The sequence below is a fragment of the Streptomyces sp. SID3343 genome, assembly GCF_009865215.1.
GTDB lineage: Bacteria > Actinomycetota > Actinomycetes > Streptomycetales > Streptomycetaceae > Embleya.
Genome location: NZ_WWJX01001072.1, coordinates 1 through 2036 on the forward strand (window position 1 = coordinate 1; position 2036 = coordinate 2036).

At 71.7% G+C, this 2036-nt stretch carries 2 protein-coding genes; both read right to left on the reverse strand.

From position 1 onward, the window contains the following. Positions 1-424 precede the first annotated feature (424 nt). Complete coding sequence (locus tag GT354_RS52910; RefSeq protein WP_202512587.1) at positions 425-637, reverse strand: hypothetical protein; 213 nt, start codon at positions 635-637, stop codon at positions 425-427. Continuing rightward, positions 634-1947, reverse strand: coding sequence for an FtsK/SpoIIIE domain-containing protein (locus GT354_RS33230; RefSeq protein WP_161360081.1), 1314 nt, complete (start codon positions 1945-1947; stop codon positions 634-636). The genes GT354_RS52910 and GT354_RS33230 overlap by 4 nt, the downstream gene beginning before the upstream one ends. Between the last annotated feature and the right edge of the window lie 89 nt (positions 1948-2036).

Genomic DNA, 2036 nt, shown 5'->3' on the forward strand with positions numbered 1-2036 from the left:
GCGCGGATCTGTTCGACCCAGCGCGCGAAGCCCGGCAGGTTCGCGATGCGGATGAGTTCTTGTTCGGTGGGGGTGAGCGCGTGGAGCCGTGCCAAACGGGTCTGTTCGGCACGGCTCCGGGCGCGGTGGTCGTCGGTGGTGCGCGCGGTGGAGCCCGGCAAAGGTGGTGCCTCCTGACGGGGCGGACGGGGTGGGTGGGGAGCGCCGCGCGGCGCGGGTGTGTGATCACGGCGAGTGGCCTTTCCGGGATGCCTGACAGCGGTCAGGTGAGGGTGTGGTGGGGAGGGGTCAGCGGGTGGTGCCTTTGCCCCGGCAGCAGCGGCACTTGCGGTGCCGACCGGTGCGGGTGCGGGTGTTGCGGTCGCCGTGACAGACGGGGCACAGGACGGGACGCATGCTCACGTGTTGTTCTCCTCCGAGTGGGTCAACCGGTGTGGAACAGTGCGCCGAGGAGGGAGCCCACGAGCGCGGTGATGGATGGTGCGAGGCTGGATTGTGCGAGGTAGAAGCCGAAGAGGCCGACCACGCAGACTTGCCATACGCGCAGTTCGCCGGCGCGGACGAGCATGAAGACGATCAGGCCGAAGATGACGACCATCGGGAACTGGAGTGCTTGCGCGTCGGTCACGTCGGTCATGAGCGGGTCCCGGGGTCCCAGCCGGCCACGGCCGCAGCGAGCGCGGGCATGTCCGGTGTCATGGCCGCGTGTTCCCGCGCGACGCGTTGCGCCTCTTTGGGGGAGACGTGGACGGACCGGGCCCGCATCCACGAGCCGTCCACGCCGGAGAGGATCGCGACGCCGGGTTCGTCCGTCGTGATGGCTTGTGCTGCGTCGACAGCGTCGGGGTTGAGGTCCCCGAGGGCCATCTCCGCAGTGCCGGGGTCCGAGACGCGATGGCAGACCCGCCCGGCAAGTTGCGCGCGAAGGGCCGTCGCGCCGGGACCGAGGTCCGAGCCGACGCGTTGGCCGGCGACGACGAGGTGAACGGCGAGCGCCGCGCCGAGTTGTGCCAGGCGCACGAGCGCGGTGGCGACCTGGGCCGCTTCGTCCTTTTCCGCGCGGGAGGCCACGAGGAAGAGTTCCGCGACTTCGTCGACCAGGACCACGACGGGTGTCGGCCGCTTGCCGGCGGGGAGTTCCCAGACGGAGCGGACCCGGGCGAACCGGCAGACGCGCATGCGCTGTTGCGTTTCGTCCATGAGCGCGCCCAGGAGCCGGCTCGCCTCTTGACGGGAGGTGGCCAGCGCGGAGAGGCGAGGGGAGAACAGGCTTTGTTCCATGCCGCCCTTGCAGTCGATGCCGACCAGGGCGACGGGTTGCGGAGCCAACGCCGTGACCAAGGCCGCCATGAGCGTGGACTTACCCGTGCGGGTGGCCCCGACGATCAGCCAGTGCGGAGCCGTACGGAAGTCGATCACCCAGGGTTGGCCGTCCTCACGGCGCCCGACCGGGGCAACCATCAGCGACACGGACCGGTCGAGCTTGCCCGGGGTGGGGACGTCGTTCAGGGGGTCGGTCGCCAACGCCGTTAAGCGCACCGATCCCCGCGCGGTGGAGGCGACGCGCACGGCGTGGACGCGCCAGGCGTGGGCGAGCGCGCCGGAGGCGTCCGCGAACGCGTCCGGTGTCTGCCCGGGGTGCATCCGTACCGCGACCGACAGGCCGCCCGCGCGGGGTCGGGGGATGCCGATCCGAGGCGGAATCGGCCGCAGCGGTTGCCCGCGCACGATCAGGTCACCGAGGAGCACGCGGGAGGGGCGACGCGTGATGGTCAGGCCCCGCTCGATCGCCAGCGGACGCCACGACCGCCACACGCGCACGGCCACCAGTGGGAAGCCGAACGCGTACCACCAGTGGATCGGGAAGCGGCGCCGCAGCGCGGGAGCCGCGAACAGCAGCCCCGCCACCGCGAGCGCAACGACCCAGGCGAGCACGAGACGGATCATCAGGAATCACCCTCCTTGTCCTTGCCGGCGCGCAGAGCGGACGACAGCGGCCCCGAGGGGCGTTCCGCCGCAGGGCCGGGCGTGCCGGC